General features: G+C 31.6%; 20 protein-coding genes, 1 pseudogene and 1 riboswitch. Of the genes and pseudogenes, 11 read left to right on the top strand and 10 right to left on the bottom strand.

From position 1 onward, the window contains the following. Positions 1–187: 187 nt before the first annotated feature. Both CD034_RS08270 and CD034_RS08275 read right to left on the bottom strand, forming a co-directional pair. A complete protein-coding gene (locus tag CD034_RS08270) occupies positions 188–451 on the bottom strand; it encodes a hypothetical protein (RefSeq protein ID WP_002454682.1) in 264 nt (87 codons plus the stop codon). 8 nt (positions 452–459) lie between these two features. Further along, on the bottom strand, positions 460–660 hold the full coding sequence (locus CD034_RS08275) for a hypothetical protein (RefSeq protein ID WP_077699910.1): 201 nt from the start codon (positions 658–660) through the stop codon (positions 460–462). 548 nt (positions 661–1,208) lie between these two features. Here CD034_RS08275 and CD034_RS08280 point away from each other — a divergent pair. Together CD034_RS08280 and CD034_RS08285 are read left to right on the top strand one after the other, a co-directional pair. Beyond that, positions 1,209–1,427 (top strand): mobilization protein, encoded by a 219-nt coding sequence (locus CD034_RS08280; protein WP_077699907.1) that lies wholly within the window; start codon positions 1,209–1,211, stop codon positions 1,425–1,427. A gap of 28 nt (positions 1,428–1,455) precedes the next feature. Then, positions 1,456–2,064, top strand: a complete 609-nt coding sequence (locus tag CD034_RS08285; protein ID WP_103288296.1) for an NDxxF motif lipoprotein — start codon at positions 1,456–1,458, stop codon at positions 2,062–2,064. A gap of 1,327 nt (positions 2,065–3,391) precedes the next feature. On the opposite strand, the gene CD034_RS08290 is transcribed toward CD034_RS08285, so the two are convergent. Continuing rightward, the gene (locus tag CD034_RS08290) at positions 3,392–4,756 is read right to left on the bottom strand and encodes an FAD-dependent oxidoreductase (protein WP_064207344.1); all 1,365 of its coding nucleotides are present in this window, start codon (positions 4,754–4,756) and stop codon (positions 3,392–3,394) included. A 300-nt stretch (positions 4,757–5,056) separates the two neighbouring features. Here CD034_RS08290 and CD034_RS08295 point away from each other — a divergent pair, with 300 nt between their 5' ends. Further along, positions 5,057–5,329, top strand: a complete 273-nt coding sequence (locus tag CD034_RS08295; protein WP_002454688.1) for a hypothetical protein — start codon at positions 5,057–5,059, stop codon at positions 5,327–5,329. Between the two features lie 517 nt (positions 5,330–5,846). Here the strand turns inward: CD034_RS08295 and CD034_RS08300 are convergent. Beyond that, complete coding sequence (locus tag CD034_RS08300; protein ID WP_087436669.1) at positions 5,847–6,485, bottom strand: DUF5079 family protein; 639 nt, start codon at positions 6,483–6,485, stop codon at positions 5,847–5,849. A 380-nt stretch (positions 6,486–6,865) separates the two neighbouring features. On the opposite strand from CD034_RS08300, the gene CD034_RS08305 reads away from it, so the two are divergent. Then, a complete protein-coding gene (locus CD034_RS08305) occupies positions 6,866–7,129 on the top strand; it encodes a hypothetical protein (RefSeq protein WP_002449319.1) in 264 nt (87 codons plus the stop codon). 227 nt (positions 7,130–7,356) lie between these two features. On the opposite strand, the gene CD034_RS08310 is transcribed toward CD034_RS08305, so the two are convergent. Together CD034_RS08310 and CD034_RS11480 are read right to left on the bottom strand one after the other, a co-directional pair. Further along, positions 7,357–8,268, bottom strand: a complete 912-nt coding sequence (locus tag CD034_RS08310; RefSeq protein ID WP_002454691.1) for an ABC transporter substrate-binding protein — start codon at positions 8,266–8,268, stop codon at positions 7,357–7,359. Between the two features lie 60 nt (positions 8,269–8,328). Continuing rightward, a riboswitch (TPP riboswitch) is annotated at positions 8,329–8,430 on the bottom strand. A 322-nt stretch (positions 8,431–8,752) separates the two neighbouring features. Continuing rightward, positions 8,753–8,836 (bottom strand): annotated as a pseudogene (locus CD034_RS11480) (hypothetical protein); the annotation flags it as partial. Between CD034_RS11480 and CD034_RS08315 the strand changes: the two are divergent. From CD034_RS08315 to bioB, 4 genes are all read left to right on the top strand, one after another. Further along, positions 8,796–9,797 (top strand): PTS sugar transporter subunit IIC, encoded by a 1,002-nt coding sequence (locus tag CD034_RS08315; RefSeq protein ID WP_227945085.1) that lies wholly within the window; start codon positions 8,796–8,798, stop codon positions 9,795–9,797. The pseudogene CD034_RS11480 and the gene CD034_RS08315 sit on opposite strands and share 41 nt — an antisense overlap. Before the next feature lie 178 nt (positions 9,798–9,975). Next, positions 9,976–10,974, top strand: coding sequence for an ornithine carbamoyltransferase (gene argF, locus CD034_RS08320; protein ID WP_002454693.1), 999 nt, complete (start codon positions 9,976–9,978; stop codon positions 10,972–10,974). A 20-nt stretch (positions 10,975–10,994) separates the two neighbouring features. Next, a complete protein-coding gene (gene arcC, locus CD034_RS08325) occupies positions 10,995–11,927 on the top strand; it encodes a carbamate kinase (RefSeq protein WP_002454694.1) in 933 nt (310 codons plus the stop codon). A gap of 249 nt (positions 11,928–12,176) precedes the next feature. Next, complete coding sequence (bioB, locus tag CD034_RS08330; RefSeq protein WP_103288297.1) at positions 12,177–13,142, top strand: biotin synthase BioB; 966 nt, start codon at positions 12,177–12,179, stop codon at positions 13,140–13,142. Between the two features lie 116 nt (positions 13,143–13,258). Here bioB and CD034_RS08335 read toward each other — a convergent pair whose 3' ends face one another. Next, positions 13,259–14,866 carry a BCCT family transporter gene (locus CD034_RS08335; protein ID WP_002449514.1) on the bottom strand — a complete coding sequence of 536 codons (1,608 nt, stop codon included), beginning with the start codon at positions 14,864–14,866 and terminating at the stop codon, positions 13,259–13,261. 220 nt (positions 14,867–15,086) lie between these two features. On the opposite strand from CD034_RS08335, the gene nagA reads away from it, so the two are divergent. Further along, complete coding sequence (gene nagA, locus CD034_RS08340; protein ID WP_002449216.1) at positions 15,087–16,241, top strand: N-acetylglucosamine-6-phosphate deacetylase; 1,155 nt, start codon at positions 15,087–15,089, stop codon at positions 16,239–16,241. Positions 16,242–16,372: 131 nt separating this feature from the next. Continuing rightward, the gene (locus CD034_RS08345) at positions 16,373–16,615 is read left to right on the top strand and encodes a hypothetical protein (protein WP_002449323.1); all 243 of its coding nucleotides are present in this window, start codon (positions 16,373–16,375) and stop codon (positions 16,613–16,615) included. A 51-nt stretch (positions 16,616–16,666) separates the two neighbouring features. On the opposite strand, the gene nagB is transcribed toward CD034_RS08345, so the two are convergent. Next, a complete protein-coding gene (gene nagB, locus CD034_RS08350; RefSeq protein WP_002454698.1) occupies positions 16,667–17,398 on the bottom strand; it encodes a glucosamine-6-phosphate deaminase in 732 nt (243 codons plus the stop codon). Between the two features lie 21 nt (positions 17,399–17,419). Continuing rightward, complete coding sequence (locus CD034_RS08355) at positions 17,420–18,094, bottom strand: N-acetylmannosamine-6-phosphate 2-epimerase (protein ID WP_002454699.1); 675 nt, start codon at positions 18,092–18,094, stop codon at positions 17,420–17,422. Positions 18,095–18,294: 200 nt separating this feature from the next. Between CD034_RS08355 and CD034_RS08360 the strand changes: the two genes are divergently transcribed. After that, the gene (locus tag CD034_RS08360) at positions 18,295–19,101 is read left to right on the top strand and encodes a MurR/RpiR family transcriptional regulator (protein WP_002454700.1); all 807 of its coding nucleotides are present in this window, start codon (positions 18,295–18,297) and stop codon (positions 19,099–19,101) included. Positions 19,102–19,142: 41 nt separating this feature from the next. Here CD034_RS08360 and CD034_RS08365 read toward each other — a convergent pair whose 3' ends face one another. Next, positions 19,143–20,003, bottom strand: a complete 861-nt coding sequence (locus CD034_RS08365; RefSeq protein WP_002454701.1) for an ROK family protein — start codon at positions 20,001–20,003, stop codon at positions 19,143–19,145. Positions 20,004–20,217: the final 214 nt, after the last annotated feature.

Here is a 20,217-nt window from a genome sequence, read left to right on the forward strand (position 1 = left end):
AATAAGGGCACTTGTAGTATCCATAAATAATTATTTTCTTTTTGAGCATCCTACTAAAATAAAAACAAGACATATTATTAAAATTACGTTACTCTTTTTCATATTTTTTCTCCCACAAAATATATAGCACATCAAATATTTTAATATTTGATGTGCTATAGTTTAATCTTATATATTCATTATAATATTAAAGTATAAATATAAAGAATATAAGAACAACTACTATATTAATAGGTAACAATGTGAAACACATTTTTTTTGCTTTTTCCTGTAGTGAGTATTTTTTACTTAAATCACGTTCAATAAAAAATGTACTTCCAATTAAGATAATAAATAATAAAATATAAAGTAAAAGACTTTTAATCACTAAGTTTGTCATTGGAATTGCAAAAATAAATAAGATAGTTGCTTGACTTATAGTGAAAAAATATTTATCTATTAATTTTTTCATCTTTTCACCTACGCATGATTACAAGCAATAGATTCTCCAGCATATAACGCTCCCATTCCTGCTGCAAATCCCCAGCCAACAGGTCCGCTGACTCCTAATGCTGCCATTGCTCTTGATGTAGCTGTAGTATGAGCAAAACCAGTTACAGTTATAGCATCGCAAGCATCTCTATTACTCGTACTTGTACTATTTTTTTTGTTGTTTTTCAACTTCTTTTTTAAAAGCTACTAAATTTTCTTTTGCTTTTTTACCATTTTTTCCTTGCATAGTTTTATTATATTGATTCACATAGTTCTCAACATCATTAACTGTAACATCTAAACTAGAATTGCTTAGTTCATTCTTTAAATATTCTTTATCAATAATTTGTAATTCACCATTATCATTTCTTTCGAGATTATCATAAATAATATTGGCTATATTTTGATTGATTTTGTAATCTTCTTGATTAGCCTCCTAATATTTTTATATTTAAACCTTAACAAAAAATCATATTCTATTTAAACATCTAATTTACATTTTTTATTATTTATTTATAAAATTTTATAATAGTGGCTAGCAATTAGTTACTATTTTTTCGTCAGAAAAAATCCTAAGGGGCTTGGAGATGTTCCCCCAACAAGCCGGAGACACTACCATGTATGTGGCTAGAAAAGCCAGTACTCCAAACCACTATATTACTTAAATAACCTTTGCATGTTTTATATGCTTAAGTTACGTTAAGTAATAACTTTCGAAGAAAGCGTGATGGGAATGAATGAGTGAACAAGACACATTTGTGGTTAGCGACGATACTGCTAGGAAAAACCGAAAACCTAACCGCAAGGAGCCACATGGGAGAAGTCGAGAGAAAACCCCTAATTGGTTAAATAAAAGTAGAGATATGAGAGAAGTTCAAAGTGAAAAGTACGATCAAGATTTAGAATATAATCGAAAAGAATTTTTAAAACAACTTGAAAAAGATTGGGGAGAATAAAGAAAAGCTTAAAAAAGGAGAATGTTAAATGAATATTAAGAAATTTTTTGTGTTAATAATGATTTCTCTTTTATTTTTTTCATTAACTGCTTGTGGTAACTCTACAGAAAAATCAAAAAATCAAACTTCTAATAAAAGTGAACTACCAGCAATACCTAAACAAGTATTTTCATCTAGTAAAATTAATGAAAATATCAGTAAAAAAGAAATTAAAAAGAGTGTTTCAAAATATTTAGATACAAATCATGCTTTAATTGAAAATATTAAAAGTTTAAGTAATAAAGATAACTTAAATAAAAATGAGTTAAAAAAATTAAATTCATTAACTGAAATGAATGATAAAAATGATAGTAATTTTTCTAACTTTATTCAAAATAATAATTTACCAAATGGATATAAAGATGGAGTGTTTAAAACTAAAGATTATATAACAACTGCTAATCAGTACTTAAACAAATTGAATACACAAATACAAAAAGTAAATAAAAATTCTAATTCAGATAATCTATCTATAAAAGATATTGATGAAATAAATTCAATTAATGAACAATATAAAAAAGACGTAAATGGAAAAAAACAAAAAGAAGTAGAAACATTTTTAAAAGATAAAAATATAAAAACTAAAGCATTTAACTAATAAAATACTTAGTTGATTTTTGAGTGATTAAAATTTTATACACGAATGTGATCATAAAGTTTTAGAACGAATTTGCGTCCACCTTTTATTTTTTATATAAATAGTCACCAATAAATTCTACTAAAAAATGAATAATTGTACCTAAAATAATAGCTAATAAACAAAGTAAGATAATACTATATTTGTCGCTTAGTGAAAATAAAGAATACAATAAAATCAAAATTACAACTAATGTTGTTTTAAAAGTGTTTTTGAAAGTCTTTTTATCTATTTTCCTCATCTCCTTCTCTAAATTTAAATTAACAAAAAATAATATTTACATAAATGAATTTTTTTATTATCAGTCTATAAAAGTTCTATATTCAATAAAAAGAAGAATCAAAAACCAACCATTAGTATTATTCTAATGGCTATTATCTTGGTCATTTAGGCTATTTAATGTTTATTTTACTAACAGAATAAATCTATATAATATTAACTAATAAAAATAGATAATAAAGTGTCAGATCAATGGTATATAAAGGAGGAATAAACAGTAGTAAAGAAAAAAAGACTTAAACGCTGTTAAATCAATGTTTAAGCCTTTTAATTTGTTTGATATAATCAGTGATTTATAGGAAGTCATTTCGTATGTTATATATATTTTAAGACTGTTGTTGAGACATTTATTGAAAATATTGCTTATAATGAAACCAAATTAATAAATATTAACAGCTATTTTTTTTATTTATTAATTTGATGATTTGAAACTATGAGTGGCTAGTAAAGATGAAAAAGTACTCTTAAACTTTGATATTATAGGTTTTTTACGTTTTTTTATGCTTTTTTGTTTCTGTGGGAATGATAGCGCTCAACCGGCATGGTTGACCACTTTTCATACTAACTTTTAAGTTTGTATATAAATGGACAGTGTCTAAAAATTATTCACTGGTTTTGTTCAAATTTTAGTTGGTGTACTTAAAATACAGTTATTTGACTCATATTTGCGTTTTAAGAGCTTATAAAAAAATGTATGATTTCCCCCCTAAATCTTTAAAATACCCCTTAAATTTCAAAATAAAGGTATTTAAAATTTTAAAAATGAAAAAAGATACTAGTGAAATCAAGCAAATCGTGAAGAATTGGAAAAAGAAGAGAAGGTTAATCAAGCTCACCACATTAAAGAAATGTATCTCTAAATAAAGTAAGAATCGATAAGTGGGTATGCAGACTTATCGATTCTTTTATATACTTTCAAAGGGTTGGAGTCTCTTTAAAATGGTATGAAGCTCATTAAAAAGGTGCGTCTCTCTTTGAGGAGAGACGCACCTTTTTTGTCTGTAAGGGTTTAGAAGAGTTGTTTGTCTTTAGGGAAGACATCGTCGCCTAGTGCGCGTTGTGCTAGGATGTTCAAGTAGTTCCATGGACGGTTAAAGTCTGGTTGGAAGAAGAAGTCGACTAATGCGAGTTCTTCTAATGTCCAGCCTGCATTGATTGCAACCGATAGTGTGTTGATAGATTCTACTAAGTCTTCCGTACTCATAATTTGTCCGCCTAGAATGCGATGTGTATCTTCATCGAACATGATTTTAAGGTGAACTGTTGTATCGTCTTGACGGAATTTAGGACGCACAGGTACTTCGATATATTTTGCTCCTAAGTTGCCGTCGTAACTGTCTTTTTCTGTTTCATGTACGCCTGTTTGACCGAATTTGTAATCGAATAAAGAAAGACCAGATGTGCCTGAAACGCGTGGCATCTTCATGTCTTTGCCTGCCATATTGCGTGCTGCTACGTAACCTTGACGACGAGAGTTAGTTGCAAGTGCAATATAGCGGTCTTCATTGATCGGCGCGAATGGAATAAGCGTTGCGTCGCCACTTGCATAAACGTCTTTTTCTGATGTTTCTAAGCGGTCGTTGATTTTGATAATGCCTTTTTTGCCAAGTTCAACTTTGCCATCTAACCATTCTGTTGCAGGTTTAACGCCGACAGCAAATAATACTGTATCTGCTTCGTATTCGCCGTCATCTGTGACTACGGCTGTAACATTGTTATTATCGTCTGCTTTTAAGGCTTTAACGCTCGCATTTCCTTTAAATTTTAAGCCATGTTCGGCAATGTTTTTCTCTAGAATATCTGTAAATTCTTTATCTAAATAAGTGTTGATAATACGATCGTGGTCATCCATAAGTGTTGTATCGATGCCGGCTTTGGTAAAGGCTTCGGCTGCTTCGATACCGATATAACCGCCGCCGACTACAATGGCTTTCTTCGCATTTTGCATGCGTTCTTTGATTTTGCCGGCCCAATCTTCACCACGCATAAATAAGACATTATTGTAATCGTTGATGCCATTGATTGGTAGTTCGTTTGGTACAGCACCTGGGCTTAAGAATAATTTATCGTAAGAGACTTTTGAAGTGTGGCCATCTTTTCTAATAGTCACGGTTTTATTTTGGGTATTTAAATCCGTTACCGTTGTTTGAAGATGCAAGTTCACGCCTTGTTCTTTTAATGATTCTGCATCTGCATAATGTAAGGATTGTAATGATGGTGCAACATCTTCTAAATAACTTTGAATACCGCAAGATAAGAATGAAGGTGCCTCGGCACTTTCAAATACTTCGATTTCCGCCTCTGGATCTGATATTAATAATGTTTCGATTACAGCATAGCCTGCATGTGATGTTCCGACTACTACGTATTTCATAATAGTGAAGTCCTCCTTTGGTTGAGTATTTACGCTCTTTTTTATCTATTTTAAAAGTTAATTTAATTTTCTTTACATTTGTATTTACCCTTCAGAAGGCATTTTATTCAATAGAGTAGGGTAATATGGGCAGTGTTAATAAAATTGTTATAATTGCGGTCGTTTTAGGATATTTGCTGTTTATTTTACTAACGGCATAAATATACAATATACTAAAGAATGAAAATAAATGAAAACGTATCAAATCAACGTTTAATCCTCTGTTTATAGTTAACATAAATGTAGGGGGCTAATAGATAAATGATAACTTTTATATACCAACTTATTTTATTTTTTATAATTATAGGAACGTATGCTTTAATGCGTGGAGGATACATGGATATTGAATGGAATTTTTTATTATCTATGTATGGCATGTTCGTTGGATACTTGGTAATGTTCTATTTTTCGATTTATACTAATACTGACTTTAGTAGAAGAACAATAAAAATAATATCAACAATCAGTATTATTTTAATGACTATTATCTTAGTTATTTTAGGACATTTGTTGTTTATTTTATTAACAGAATAAAGATACAAAATGAGAATATTCTTCTTAATATAGCTAATACAAATAAGATTAATCAAATAACAACTAACGATTTTACTTTATTATTCTAATCACTTATTTGAGAAATAGGAGTTTTTTTAATGAAGAACAATAAAAAAGTAACCATTAATACAACCTTTCATGTAATTAACTTAACTGTATAATAATCTTTATCGTAGCCGTAGTGTTAAAAAAATTAAGTTTTATAAAACAGCATGATATTTTAGGTACGATACTTTATATAATAATTATGCTAATAAGCGCAGTAGTGATATACAATGTTCATTTATACTTTTTAAAAAAATTAAAAAAATAATTCATGGAGAAAGCTCTTTTTTGTTAAATTTATACCATTGTATAAATATCATTTGAAATAAAAAACGCTTGAATTTTTTTCATCGCCTCTTTCCAATAATATGGATGAATAGAAAATTCCATTTTGCTATATGAGACCTTATCAATACGTTTATTTTCATTATTACTTTCTTGTTATTGTTTTTTATTTGGTTTTTGTCTTTTTTGTCTCTGTGTACACGCGACCATACAGTAAATAATAAATAGTTACTAAAAAATTGCAGGCAAAAATATACAATATTGATATTAAAAATACAAAATGGGAATCGGCTATGTTTGGAATTGTTATATATTCTATAATTTTTTGTATATATATCAACGAAGCAATAGCCTTCAAAATAATAATGACGATTCTTTTATCATATTTTAACCACTTGGGAGAGAATCTCATTAGTAATACACTTAATATATGCATAGTTGTACAAACAAGTAATGTTATAAAACCGATATACCAATATTTATCCAAATAATATTGATGTTCAGCGGCTACAAAAAAATATAAATTATAAAAAGTTAGATACGAGACATAGAGACTTAATATATTTACTATTAAATATCGCTTCGCTTTATTTATGGGATTATCAATTTTCTTTTCAAAAAATTGGAATAGTCCAAGCAAATTAATAACTAATGCAAAACCTGTAGTAATGATTAGATAATTAGGTGTTCTTTCAAGTGTAAGATCAAATTGATATTGTATATATGAGAAAAATATAAACAATAATGAGAATATATTTACTACTTGTATTGCTGGTTTTCTTAAACGATTTAATGATTCTTCCAATTTATTTAGCCACCTTTATGAAAATATTGAACTGATAGATGTCCCAAAATGTTTTACATTATTATGCTATCAGAATTATGTTATCAGACATTAAATTTTTGAGACTCTTCCACACATTAGAATTTCTTATAACGCTCACTTTTTCATTAGATTTATCCTTAACAATATCAGTAGCAGATTTACCTCTGAAAAATTTCTATTCAGACAAGAGTAATATGCCTGTACCGACTACTAAATCTAATCCCGCTCCTATTGGTCCAGCAATATTTGCTCCTATAGAAGTTGAGAACTATGTTGATACATTTGAGAATCTTTTAATTAATATATGTAACATTTTGATAATATGAATTTATGAATAATTAAAAAGGAGCATTTTAGGTATGAAGCAATATATGTTATCAAAAGTATTGTTAAGTGTATCTATTGTAACAGAGTCTGTTGTAGCTCCAATAGTAGTATCTAATGCTGATCAAATTCATGCAGCTGACAAACAAGATGGTATTAGTAACTTAACTCAAAAAAATAAAAGTGTTCTACATTTATCTATTACCGATAGTAATATTACTGGTAAAATAAATGATAATGAAATCTTAACACTATCAGATGGTAAGACGACAAAACAAATTGGTATAAATGTACTTTAGGTACAGCTACTGATGCTGTTATTGACGGCATATCTGGTGGCGTTACTGGTGCTACAGCTTACATGTTCTTTCTCAATTAAGGAAAAATGAAGTAGTTCAGTTCTAGGTAGCGGCAATGCTAAAAATGAAGAAATATATTTAGATATTGAAGAGAATGGCAATATTTTAGAAGTAAAAGAGTCTCTTACAATTTAAAAATTGTAGAGACTCTGAATATAAACTTGAGTTTAGTTAGCATATCTACTAAATAGTAATTGATTTGTGAAATATTCTTTAGGTTCGATTGTTTTTTTAATTTTACCTGTTTCTTTTAACCATAATTGTAAATCATTGTAAAAGTCAGAACTCATTGATAAATCGTTAGTGAAACATTTTGCTGTGGCTTGTATTGTGGATTTGTTTAAATCTTCACTTACGTCTGTATTCGTATATGAAGAATAGATATTAATTGCTTCTTCAAGGTTAGTTTTAATATATTGAATTGCTTTTTGTATAACTTTAATAAATGTTTTGATTTTTTCTTCTTCAGAGTGTAACTTATCAGGGGTAGTGATAAAAATTAATTGGCAAAAGTCAGGAACATTGTAATCTTTTAATGCGAAATAATCGACATTTAATCCTTTACTTTTTGCTTCTAAAATTTCAAAGTTTTCAAAGATAAGTGTTGCTGCATCTGCTTTATCATTTAACAATGCATCAGTATGATAAAAACTATTATTTACTGGTATAATATCACCATCTGTATATTGAGCGCCATCAGCTTCAATCATGGTTTTTGCAATAGCAATACCACCAAGACCTGGAGCTCCTGGGTACTGGAGACGTTTGCCAATTAAATCTTTTGGTGTTTTAATACCTTTATCTTTTTTATACATTATACCGCCATTGGTATGTAAGAATCTTGCGAAGCCTACAACATTTTGGTTGGATGCTTTATCTTCTACTAAATGGATAGGTTCTGTAATTGCGATATCCATTGTACCTTTTTCGATTTCATCTAAAGCATCAAAATGTTCTTCAGGTTCAATCATCTCAATCTCTAAATTTTGTTCCTTAAACCATCCTTTTTCTATACCTAAAATTAATGGCATGTGATCAGGATTTAAAAACCATTCTAAACCAACTCTTAATTTCTCCATAAAAAAATCCTCCAATAACTCAATTTTCTACGCAAAAAAGTGAATACTGAAAGACGTCAAGTAATATGTAAGTCACTTTCCTACGATGGTACTAACCAACAGGTTTAAGGGTTGAAAGTAAGTACTTTCTCTCAGCAATCAATCGCACCCCTAGTGAATATGTTGTTATATACATTAACATAACATATATTCTAGGTTAATTAAATCTGATATTTTGTTTACATTTACTTTATCAGATTATTTCATTTGTATATTTATATCATTTTGTCGATCATTTCATAATGTATAAGATAGATATATTTTGAAGTAATTAAGTAAAAAATAAACGGAATTTTCAATTTAATTTAAAAAATTAAAAAATTCCGTGAAATATATTTCGTTTTTTAGTAAACTGTCTACTAAGGAAGAAAGTAAGTAGTGAGATATTGTTCGATTTGAAGCCATACCTCACATCTAAATTAAATATAAGGGGATGACAGTAGATTATGGATTTATTAATTGGTACGTTGTTTTTAGTTTTAGTCTTAGTGATTTTTACGTTATTTACATATAAAGCACCTAGTGGTATGCGTGCAATGGGAGCTTTAGCCAACGCAGCTATTGCGACATTTTTAGTAGAAGCTTTTAACAAATATGTAGGTGGAGAAGTATTTGGTATTAAATTTTTAGAACAACTAGGTGACGCTGCGGGAGGTCTTGGTGGTGTCGCTGCTGCTGGGTTAACGGCCTTAGCTATTGGTGTTTCACCTGTGTATGCATTAGTTATTGGAGCTGCTTGTGGTGGTTTAGACTTACTTCCAGGGTTCTTTGCTGGGTATATTGTAGGTTATCTTATGAAATATACAGAAAAATATGTTCCAGATGGTGTAGATCTTATTGGTTCAATCGTTCTTCTTGCACCACTTGCACGTTTAATTGCGACGGGTTTAACGCCAGTAGTGAATAATACATTACTAAAAATTGGTGACATTATTAAAAGTAGTACGGACACAAATCCAATTATAATGGGGATTATTCTTGGAGGCATTATTACCGTTGTAGGTACAGCACCGTTAAGTTCAATGGCTTTAACCGCATTACTTGGTTTAACTGGCGTGCCAATGGCCATTGGTGCTATGGCTGCATTTAGTTCGGCATTTATGAATGGTACGCTTTTCCATCGTTTAAAATTAGGCGATCGTAAATCAACAATTTCAGTAAGTATTGAACCGTTATCTCAAGCTGATATTGTCTCTGCTAATCCGATACCAGTGTATGTGACAAACTTCTTTGGAGGAGCTGCTGCAGGTTTAATTATCGCTTTATCTGGTATGATCAATGATGCAACAGGGACAGCAACACCAATTGCAGGATTCTTAGTGATGTTTGGCTTTAATAGTCCAATGAAAGTGATTATCTATGGTGTTGTAATGGCCATTGTAGGTGGTTTAGCAGGCTTCCTTGGTTCTCTTGCATTCAAAAAATATCCAATTGTTACAAAACAAGATATGATAGATCGTGAAGCAAAAAGAAAAGTTAAAACAGCATAAATATGAGTGACTTCTTTGTCAAAATATGGCAAAGAAGTTTTTTTGTTATATGTTTTGAATTTCTATCTTATATTTTTTATGTAATAATATAATAAAAAGTTACACATATTGTACTATCAATACACATTATATGTATTGGGTTTTAAATGTTAAATCTCTGACAAAGGAGTGGATCAAGATGCAAAATTTAAGAAATAGAAATTTTTTAACATTACTTGACTTTTCAAAAAAAGAAATGGAATTCTTACTTAATCTCTCTGAAGATTTAAAACGTGCAAAATATGCTGGTATTGAACAACAAAAACTTAAAGGTAAAACTATTGCTTTAATTTTCGAAAAAAATTCTACACGCACACGTTGTGCGTTTGAAACAGCCGCTTATGATCAAGGTGCTCATGTGACGTATCTTGGGCCGACAGGTACACAAATGGGAGTGAAAGAAACGGCTAAAGATACGGCTCGTGTTTTAGGTGGTATGTATGACGGTATCGAATATCGCGGATTTTCTCAACGTACTATTGAAGAAATTGCAGAATATGCGGGTGTGCCGGTTTGGAATGGTTTAACGAATGAAGATCATCCAACACAAGTGCTTGCTGATTTTTTAACTGCAAAAGAAGTATTAAAAAAACCTTATGAAGACATTCATTTCACATATATTGGTGATGGACGTAATAATATGGCAAATGCATTGATGCAAGGCGCAGCGATTATGGGGATGACTTTTCATCTTGTGTGTCCGAAAGAGTTAAGACCTAAAGATGAGTTACTAGAAACATGCCAGTCATTGGCTGATAAAAATGGCGGTACTATTTTAGTGACTGACAATATTGACCAAGGGGTGAAAGGATCGGATGTGATTGCTACAGATGTGTGGGTGTCGATGGGTGAGCCCGATGATATTTGGGAAGAACGTATTAAATTATTAGAACCTTATCGTGTAACAAAAGAATTAATAGAAAAAACAGGCAATCCACATACCATTTTTGAACACTGTTTACCTGCTTTCCATAATACAGAAACAGAAATTGGTAAACAAATTAAAGAAAAATATGGTTTGAATGAAATGGAAGTCACAGATGAGGTTTTCGAAAGTGATCGTTCTGTTGTCTTTCAAGAAGCCGAAAACAGAGCACATACGATTAAAGCAGTAATGGTGGCAACTTTAGGCGAATAGAGAAAAAGGGGGACCTATGGATGTCTAAAATCGTGGTCGCATTAGGTGGTAATGCTTTAGGAGAATCACCGAAAGAACAATTAGAGCTTGTAAAAGGAACAGCTCAATCATTAGTCGGTTTAATCAACAAAGGATATGAAGTGGTCATTAGTCATGGGAATGGACCACAAGTGGGAAGTATTAATTTAGGGTTAAATTATGCAGCGGAACATGAACAAGGCCCGCCTTTCCCATTCCCTGAATGTGGCGCAATGAGTCAGGCGTATATAGGTTATCAGATGCAAGAAAGCTTACTTAATGAATTACATGCACTAGGGATTAATAAAGAAGTCGTGACACTTGTGACACAAGTCGAAGTAGCAAACGATGATCCAGCGTTTCAACATCCAACGAAACCTATTGGCTTATTTTATACAAAAGAAAAAGCAGATAAAATGAAACAAGAAAAAGAATATGCATTTATGGAGGATGCAGGACGTGGATATCGTCGCGTTGTGCCTTCTCCTCAACCCATTAATATTGTTGAACTTGATAGTATTGAAACACTCATTAAACATGGCACGCTTGTGATTGCAGCTGGTGGTGGCGGTATCCCAGTTGTTAAGGAACAAAGTGGTCGTTATCAAGGTGTCGATGCAGTCATTGATAAAGATAAGACAAGTGCATTACTTGCAGCGCATTTACAATCGGATCAATTAATTATTTTAACAGCCGTTGATTATGTTTATATTAATTACGGAAAAGACAATCAAAAAGGACTAGGTGACGTCACAGTCGATGATATGAAAGGATATATTGCCGATAATCAATTTGCGAAAGGCAGTATGTTGCCAAAAGTAGAAGCAGCTCTTCAATTTATTGAAAAGAATCCCAAAGGTAGTGTGTTGATTACTTCTTTATCAGGTTTAGATGATGCGTTAGAAGGTAAAATTGGTACACGTATTACAAAATAAATAGTTATATTAAATCGCTTGAGCCTAATATATGTATTTTACATATGTAGGCTCAAGTTTTTTTATGAGTTATTCAAATATCTAATGGTTACAAGTTACACTTCGGGTTGTCTGAGGTTATATTCATAGACCATTTCATTTTAAAACATCCTTTGATTTAATCAAGGAATAATGTAAACTTATAATTATATAAAGTTTACAATTATGAGTTTTATTAGTGTATTTTAAAAGATAGGAGTGACAAACATCATGACATTAAATCTAGCAGAACGTGTATTGAATGGAGAAGCGTTAACTAAAGAAGAGTGTCTAAGTCTATTTCAAGACGAGACGATTGATACGTTTGAATTATTAAATGAAGCCTATATAGTAAGAAAGCATTACTATGGTAAAAAAGTAAAACTTAATATGATTCTCAACGCGAAAAGTGGCATTTGTCCAGAAGATTGTGGTTACTGTGGGCAATCTGTCAAAATGAAAGAAAAACAGCGTTATGCTTTGGTAAATCAAGAACAAATTAAAGCAGGGGCACAAGTCGCGACAGACCATAAAATTGGGACGTATTGTATTGTAATGAGTGGACGTGGTCCTTCGAATAAAGAAGTAAATCATATTTGTGATACGGTAGAAGATATTAAAGCTATTCATCCACAACTTAAAATTTGTGCGTGTTTAGGTTTGGTTGATGATGAACAAGCAACACAGTTAAAAGAAGCTGGTGTCGATCGGTATAATCATAATTTAAATACAAGTGAACGTTATCACGAGGAAGTTGTGACAACACATACATATGAAGACCGTGTGAATACAGTTGAAGTGATGAAAGCACATCACATTTCACCTTGTTCTGGCGTGATTTGTGGAATGGGAGAAACAGATGAAGATATTATCGATATGGCATTTGCGTTGAAAGAGATTGATGCAGACAGTATTCCAGTAAATTTCTTACATCCGATTAAAGGTACCAAGTTTGGTGGGTTAGACTTATTATCTCCAACAAAGTGTTTACGTATCTTAGCTCTGTTTAGACTGATTAATCCCACAAAAGAAATTCGAATTGCGGGTGGTCGTGAAGTCAATTTACGTTCACTTCAAGCAACTGCACTTCAAGCGGCTAACTCTATCTTTGTAGGCGATTACTTAGTGACAGGCGGACAGCCTAATGAACTTGATTACCAAATGATTGAAGATATGGGATTTGAAATAGATGGGTAATGATATATAGATAAAAGAAACGTTCTCACTAAAAAATAGGGAGAACGTTTTTATTTTTGTTATTAGAGTTTCATACTACATAGTAATGAGTCAATTAAATACATATAAATTTATGTTTATGATTTTTCCGAATGATCATTATTTAGAGTTTTACTATCCTTTTCGCGTTTTTCGAGTGGAATAGAGTAATCTTTATCATCCTTAACATATGACATTTGGAAATGTTTTGTATGTTCTCGTCGTAAGGCACGCATAATTGAAATAGTCATCAAAAGTAAAATAATTGAAAATGGTAAGCCAGTTACAACAGAGGCTGTTTGTAGACTTGTGAGTCCACCTGCAATGGTCATTGCGACTGAAATCGCACCAATTAATAAACCCCAAATGACTTTATGTTTTATTTTTGGATTCTCACTACCTCCTGTTGCCATTCCAGCAACAATATGCGTTGTTGAGTCAGCACTTGTGACAATGAATAAAAAGATTAACAAAATGGCAAGACCGCTTGTAATATCAGATAATGGAAATTTTGATAATAATTCAAATAAAGCAACCGTATAATCTTTATCTACAAGACTAGCAATTTTATCGCCACCCATAGCAAATTTGACAGCCATACCACCGAAGCCACAAATCCAAACGAATGAAATGAGTGGAGGTACTATAAGCACACACATAATAAATTCTCGAATGGTGCGACCGCGTGATACACGTGCAACGAAACCTCCAATAAATGGTGACCAAGAAATAACCCATGCCCAATAGAAGACAGTCCATTGTTGAATCCAAGCATTGTTATTTGTATACGGATCAATACGTAAACTATATTCGACAAAGTGTCTTATGTAGTCTCCGATAGCAAGTGTGTAAGATTCAAAGATAAATTTTAAATCCCCGAAGATAAGCATGAAAACAAGTAATAAAGCGCCTAATATAATATTAAGGTTACTCAGCCATTTTACGCCTCGTCCTAGACCTGTAATACCAGATCCAATGAAAATAATCATCATTAATACTGTAATCGAAATTTTAGTGATATTGTTATTTGGTACCTGGAAGACATGATTTAACCCACCACTAATTTGCATAATACCCAGTCCAATTGATGTTGCTATCCCCATTACGGTAGCAATAATTGCTAAGATATCAATGATATTTCGAAAAGGACGTTTATAGGCTTCACCGAAGACAGGTTCCATAGCAGTAGAAATTAAACCATTTCGTTTTTTACGGAATTGAAAGTATGCGACGATAAGCCCAGCCATTGCAAAAATAGACCATTGTGAGATTCCCCAATGAAAAAAGGTATAACCCATAGCAAGACGTGCAGATTCTGGTGATTGATCTGGCACTTTTCCTGGGAAAGGAGAATGAAGATAGTGTGTCAGTGGTTCTGCAACTCCCCAAAAGACAATACCAACACCTAAGCCAGCAGAAAATAACATGCCAATCCATGACATGAAAGAAAATTCAGGTTCTTCATTATCGTCTCCTAATTTGAACCGACCATATCTAGAAGTAGCTAAAGAAATTAGAAAAATATCTAAAATAAATATAATAAGTAAGAAAAGCCAACCAAAAGTATTTGAAATAAAATCGTACATCGTTTGAGCGTGTGTACCAAATGTCTTAGGAAATATACCAGCAATTGCAGTGATAATAATAATAATAGACACTGAAATGATATAAACCAGTCTGTTATTTCTTTTACGTTTGTCATTCATGAATCAATTAAGTCATCCCTTTATAAATTAGTTGTTTTGATTATACATATAATTATGAGTATTTTCAAAATTCATTTTAATCGTTTATAAATTACTTTAAAGAAAGTTAACATTAAATTTGAAAATTTTTTCCAAAAGAAGAAATTGCCTAATGATGACAATATGAAATGATATAATATCTTTGAAATGATAAGAAATTTTATAGAAAAGAAGGGGTATCATGTCTCAATATGTCATTACAAATGGAAGAATTTATACGGAAGCACAAGTTATTGAAAAAGGGTATCTTGTCGTAGAAAATGGCAAAATTAGTGATATTCAAAAAGGTGATTATAAAGGTCATTTAAATCAAATAGATGTAGCAGGAAAGCATGTGTTACCAGGTTTTATCGATATTCATATTCATGGTGGCTATGGAGAAGATGCGATGGATGCATCGTATGACGGCTTAAATCATTTAGCTAAACAATTATTGTCTGAAGGGACAACAACATTTTTAGCAACAACGATGACGCAATCTGATGAGAATATTGAAAAAGCATTAAAAAATATTGTCGCATGTTATGAAAATCAAACGTTAGGTGAAGCAGCTGAAATCAGTGGTGTACATTTAGAAGGACCATTTATTTCTGAACATAAAGTGGGTGCTCAAAATCCTAAATATGTACAACGTCCCACTGTTGATAAAATTCGACATTTTCAAGAGGTAGCGAAAGGATTAATTAAAATCATTACTTTTGCGCCAGAAGTCGAAGGCGCTCATGACACGTTAAATGAATTGCGTGATGAGATTATTTTTTCAATGGGACATACTGTCGCCACATTTGAAGAAGCAAATGAAGCGGTAGAACGAGGTGCGAAACATGTAACGCATCTTTACAACGCTGCAACACCTTTTGAGCATCGTAATCCAGGTGTATTTGGTGCCGCTTGGACCAATCAAAGTTTAAACACTGAAATTATTGGTGATGGTATTCATTCACATCCTGCTGCTGTAGATATTGCATATAAGCAAAAAGGATATACTCACATGTATTTAATTACAGATGCCATGCGTGCCAAAGGTATGAAAGATGGTGAGTATGATTTAGGTGGACAAAATGTGATTGTTAAAGGGAAAGAAGCACGTTTAGAAAATGGCGCACTTGCAGGCAGTATTTTAAAAATGAATGAAGGACTGCATAATTTAATTCAATTTACGCATGATAGTTTAGACCACTTATGGCGAGTGGCAAGTTTAAATCAAGCCATTGCGCTTAATATAGATAAGCAAAAAGGAAGCTTAAGCATAGGAAAAGATGCAGATATCGTAATTGTTGACGACCATATACAAGTGGATACAACAATTAAATCAGGTACCATTCATCATTTTTAAGACTCCCCGTATAGTGAAAAATGAATAATTTAGTATCTCTTTATCTTTTTAGGTTTATATATATGAAGTTTAGTGTATATACATAGTAAATCTACATAATATATGAAGTTGAAGTAAAGGAGGGATAGATAATGCAAAATGATTTGAGATTTCCAAGTGCAAAAAATTTCTTTACTACTTTAGGATGGTTATCGGTCATTGCTTTATTAGCAGTTGTGGTGGTCAATGCGCTTTATAATAGTTCTTTTAAAAGTTGGTCAGATATCAGTGTGAAATTCACTCAAACGGATTTAATTTTCTTAATTACTTTCGCAATTATTGCGATAGTTTGTATTATTATTTCATTGCTTTTAAAATTATTTAAACATCCATAGGAAGTAAAGTTAACATATTAAAAGGGACAGAACTCGAACGTTCTGTCCTTTTTAGTGGTTTAAATAATTAAATATGACATCATCAATGATAATATCTACATTCGGATGCGTTTGTAAAATAGAGGCAGGTAATGTTTCAGTTTTTGAACCATTCACTAAACGATCAATAGCTTCTTGTTTACGTTCTCCAAAAGCTAATAAAATGATACGTTTTGCGCGCATAATAGATTGTAATCCCATAGAAATGGCTTGTTTTGGAACATCATCAATCGTATCAAAATGAATACTATTTGCTTTAATCGTAGAATCAGTTAAATCTACAACTCGTGTTTGACTATCAAAAGATGTACCTGGTTCGTTGAAACCGATATGACCATTTTCTCCAATACCTAATAATTGAATATCGGGTTCTCCTATAGAGGATAGACGCTGTTCATAAGCATGTGCTTCGTCTTCAAGATCAGGTGCGTCTCCTCTTGGAATGTAGATATGATTTTCATTCCATTCGTTATGATTAAATAACAGCTCATGCATATATGTGTAGTAGCTTTGAGGGTGTGATGAATTAAGACCCACATACTCATCTAAGTTAAATGTTTTAATATCATTTAAATTCACACGATTTGCCGTTAATAATTCAGATAATCGTGGATAGATCTCTGTCATCGTATTACCTGTCGCTAATCCAAGAGTAGCTGTCGGCGTACTTTGTACTAACTTTAACAACTCAACTGCCACATAATCACTTGCGATAGATTTGTTTTTTAAATTGATCAATTTCATCATCTAAACGCCTCCATATGTTTATGAATGATTTTTTACTGCTTCAACAAATCGTTCGGTAATTTGTTTAGGTCGTGTAATCGCACCACCAACTACTGTACAATGAACACCAAGTTCGTTCACTTTTTTATACATGTCAGGTGTGATGACATTACCCTCTGCAATGACTTTTGTGTTTACTTGATTAAGTACTTCTTTTAAAAATTCAAAATCATTTTCATATAATATATGACCCTTTGTATAAGATGTATACCCTCTTAGAGTGGTTCCAATATAGTCAAAACCTAATTGATCTGCATAAATAGCTTCTTCAATCGTTGAGATATCAGCCATAATTTCAATATCAGGCGCTTTTTCTCTAATATATTTCACAAGTTCTTCAAGAGGTTCTTTTGGACGTTTTTGTTTAGTAGCATCTAAAGCAATGACTTCACAACCGCTTTCAATGAGTTCATTTACCTCTTTTGAAGTTGCAGTTATAAACACACTTGAGTTAGTGTAATCTCGTTTAACAATTCCGATAACTGGTAAATTGATCTCCTTGCGAATAGCTACAATATCTTCTATAGAGTTAGCACGTATACCTACTGCACCGCCTTGATAAGCAGCTAAAGCCATTTTTGACATAATGAACGAAGAATGTAAAGGTTCTTCAGGTAAAGCTTGACAAGAAACGATTAATCCTTGTGGTAACATATCATTCACTCCGTAACATTTATATTTATAAATAGAATATATCGAGTTTGTGGTTATTTATACAATACTGTTGAATTGATTTACTCATATCATAACATTAAGAAAATTATTATCAATTTAAAATTATAAATTGAAAAATATTTTCATTTATAATAAATTAGACATAAGTTATTTAATTGAGTAAAGAGGATGATTGTAAAATGAAATTTGAAAATAGAGTTCAGCGTTGTCGTCATTTATTAACAAAAACAGATAAACGAATTATAGAATATATACAAAAGCATCCACTTGATGATAGTTTCTCAACAATTAATTCATTGGCTTATGCAATTGAAACATCGCCAGCTACAATAACGCGTTTCAGTAACAAATTAAATTACGATAATTTTCAAGATATGAAGTTTAGTTTGCAACATGAAAAATCAGAGAAATCTGTAGAAAATGCACCATTAGTACAACTTATACATCGTTATCATCAAAATATCATTCAACAAACTGGAGAGTTTATTTCTGAGGAAAAAATTAAACGCTTAGCACATAATTTAAAAACATGTAGACAGGTGAATTTCGCAGGTTTAGGGAGTTCAGGTTTAACAGCAAGTGAATTTTATTATCGTGCCATGCGTATGGGGATAAAAGGTTTAGTATCCACAGATGCTCATCAAATGAAGATTTCTGCGTCATTATTATCATCGAATGATATGTTTGTAGCAATTTCAAATAGTGGGGAAACAAGTGAGCTTATCGATGCGGCTAAAATAGCACGAAATCAAGGCGCTTATGTTGTTGTAATTACTAATTTTGAAGGAAGCACAATTACTAAAAATGCAGATTTAGTGCTGATTACGTCTGCGCAGTCCAATAATAATGATACAAGATTTATTAATTCACAAATTGCAACTCACTTTTTATTAGATCTTGTGAGTTACATTCTTCTTGGAGATCCTTACATGCATAAACTCTATCAACAAACACGTCAAGTTGTGCTAAACCATGGGAGCAAATAAATAAGAGGACTAGAATGCGTAGTCCTCCATGTTTATAACTACTATTGTATTGCACCGTACAAAGCTGCATTATTACCGCTTCGAGTCGTCTGAAGACGTGCTATTCCATAATGAGGCGGAAGGTAATAATGAATTTTAGGCTTAATATATTTTAATAGTGTATCTTTTTGAGAAGAGATACCTCCACCAATCAAGATAAGTTCAGGATCATAGATAATTTGTAATTGAGCGATACCTTCAGCTACTGAATGGCTCCACTCTTCTAAAATATTGATTGCTACAGTGTCATTTTCTTCAGCTAATTCAAATAATTTTGGTACGTTAGTGTCATACTTAAAGTGATGTAATAGCATTAAATCTTTTAGCGCTGAAGTTGAAGCTCTTTGTTCAAATGTTTTGTCATCGGAAGAACGATAAAGCAAATAACCAATTTCATTTGCTCGATGACGTGCACCTTGATAGATTCCAATAGATTTATTATAAAATGCACCGCCAATTCCTGTTCCTAAAGTAAGACAAAAGATGTTATTTTCTTCATAATTATGCAAAGAAAGCTCCCCAAGTAATGCTGCATCTACATCGTTGTAAACAGTTATATTTGAGGACAATTCCTTGAAAACATTTAAAAAATTTGTACCATCAAAATTTTGAATAGTTGGTCCAGTGTAAACAATTTCTCCACGAGTTGAATCTACAACGCCAGCACTTGAGATACCAATGTGAGGATTTTTAAGCTGATATTTTTTTATAAATGCATCAATGATTAAGTATATTTCGTTCGTTATTAAAATGTGAATATTGTCTGGAGTAGCAATGGTTTTATAATCAATAATGTTTAATTCATTGTTAATTACTGCAAGTTTTATATTAGTGCCCCCGATATCAACTGCAATTTTATACATATAAAAAACCTCCTTAGTTTTCTTTATAACTACTATAAATCATTTTTAGTCCTCTAGTTTTAATTTGAAAAATATTTTCATTAAATTTAGAATTATTTGTTAATATTTTTCATATAGTATTGTATAAAAATATGATAGCGTTTACAATTCGAAATATAAATAGAATATATTGCTGTTGAATTAATAATAAAATTATAAAAAATTCAGATCATAT

Origin of the sequence: Staphylococcus hominis subsp. hominis (genome assembly GCF_002901845.1) — a bacterium.
Taxonomy (GTDB): Bacteria; Bacillota; Bacilli; order Staphylococcales; family Staphylococcaceae; genus Staphylococcus; species Staphylococcus hominis.

What these genes read in the sequence shown, in the direction of transcription:
- CD034_RS08295 (WP_002454688.1), top strand. Translation starts at nt 5,057, where the DNA reads ATGATAACTTTTATATACCAACTTATTTTATTTTTTATAATTATAGGA.
- CD034_RS08280 (WP_077699907.1), top strand. Translation starts at nt 1,209, where the DNA reads ATGAGTGAACAAGACACATTTGTGGTTAGCGACGATACTGCTAGGAAA.
- CD034_RS08360 (WP_002454700.1), top strand. Translation starts at nt 18,295, where the DNA reads ATGAAATTTGAAAATAGAGTTCAGCGTTGTCGTCATTTATTAACAAAA.
- nagA (WP_002449216.1), top strand. Translation starts at nt 15,087, where the DNA reads ATGTCTCAATATGTCATTACAAATGGAAGAATTTATACGGAAGCACAA.
- bioB (WP_103288297.1), top strand. Translation starts at nt 12,177, where the DNA reads ATGACATTAAATCTAGCAGAACGTGTATTGAATGGAGAAGCGTTAACT.
- arcC (WP_002454694.1), top strand. Translation starts at nt 10,995, where the DNA reads ATGTCTAAAATCGTGGTCGCATTAGGTGGTAATGCTTTAGGAGAATCA.
- CD034_RS08285 (WP_103288296.1), top strand. Translation starts at nt 1,456, where the DNA reads ATGAATATTAAGAAATTTTTTGTGTTAATAATGATTTCTCTTTTATTT.
- CD034_RS08355 (WP_002454699.1), bottom strand. Translation starts at nt 18,094, where the DNA reads ATGTTACCACAAGGATTAATCGTTTCTTGTCAAGCTTTACCTGAAGAA.
- CD034_RS08365 (WP_002454701.1), bottom strand. Translation starts at nt 20,003, where the DNA reads ATGTATAAAATTGCAGTTGATATCGGGGGCACTAATATAAAACTTGCA.
- CD034_RS08305 (WP_002449319.1), top strand. Translation starts at nt 6,866, where the DNA reads ATGAAGCAATATATGTTATCAAAAGTATTGTTAAGTGTATCTATTGTA.
- CD034_RS08310 (WP_002454691.1), bottom strand. Translation starts at nt 8,268, where the DNA reads ATGGAGAAATTAAGAGTTGGTTTAGAATGGTTTTTAAATCCTGATCAC.
- CD034_RS08335 (WP_002449514.1), bottom strand. Translation starts at nt 14,866, where the DNA reads ATGAATGACAAACGTAAAAGAAATAACAGACTGGTTTATATCATTTCA.
- argF (WP_002454693.1), top strand. Translation starts at nt 9,976, where the DNA reads ATGCAAAATTTAAGAAATAGAAATTTTTTAACATTACTTGACTTTTCA.
- CD034_RS08345 (WP_002449323.1), top strand. Translation starts at nt 16,373, where the DNA reads ATGCAAAATGATTTGAGATTTCCAAGTGCAAAAAATTTCTTTACTACT.
- CD034_RS08290 (WP_064207344.1), bottom strand. Translation starts at nt 4,756, where the DNA reads ATGAAATACGTAGTAGTCGGAACATCACATGCAGGCTATGCTGTAATC.
- CD034_RS08270 (WP_002454682.1), bottom strand. Translation starts at nt 451, where the DNA reads ATGAAAAAATTAATAGATAAATATTTTTTCACTATAAGTCAAGCAACT.
- nagB (WP_002454698.1), bottom strand. Translation starts at nt 17,398, where the DNA reads ATGAAATTGATCAATTTAAAAAACAAATCTATCGCAAGTGATTATGTG.